Origin of the sequence: Streptomyces sp. DH12 (assembly GCF_020873895.1) — a bacterium.
In the GTDB taxonomy this organism is placed as follows: Bacteria; Actinomycetota; Actinomycetes; order Streptomycetales; family Streptomycetaceae; genus Streptomyces.
In genome coordinates this window covers 1-510 of sequence record NZ_JAHWGT010000713.1, presented here as the reverse complement: position 1 = coordinate 510, position 510 = coordinate 1, and the positions used below count along the sequence as shown (strand labels likewise).

Below are 510 nucleotides of genomic sequence, written 5' to 3'. Positions count from 1 at the left end.
ACGGCGACCGTGTCGGCGGTCAGGTGCCGGACCTCGGTGACGTCGTGTGTGTGCCGGCCGGTGCGGCGGCGGGACCCGGCCGGCGCCTGGTCGCGGAGGGCGGGCGGGGTGGTGGTCACGGTCTGCCTCACAGCGCGGTCAGGTGGGGGAAGGGCTCGCGGCACGCCGTGCACCACAGCACCGACTGGCAGCGGGACGGCCCGAAGGCGCTGTGCGGCCGGGTGGCCGTCGAGCCGCAGTGCGGGCAGGGCACCGCGCCCAGGGCGACGGGGACCGGGCCGCCGGGTGCCGGGGACACGGGCGGGGCGATACCGTGCGCGGCGAGGGCGCGGCGCCCTTCGGGAGTGATGCGGTCCGTCGTCCAGGCGGGCGTGAGGACGTGCCGGACGCGGCCGTCGGGGTGACCGCAGGAGGTCAGGACCTCCCGCACCGCCGCGGTGATCTCGGGCAGCGCGGGGCAGCCCAGGTAGGTGGGCATGAGCTCCACCTCCAGCACGCCGTCGGCGCCGG

General features: G+C 78.0%; 1 protein-coding gene. It reads right to left on the bottom strand.

Annotated features, from left to right (window positions below; translation table 11 throughout):
• Positions 1-127: 127 nt before the first annotated feature.
• Positions 128-510 (bottom strand): 1,2-phenylacetyl-CoA epoxidase subunit PaaD (paaD, locus tag LPA54_RS36660; protein ID WP_228984822.1); only part of this gene is annotated, 383 nt, incomplete at its 5' end.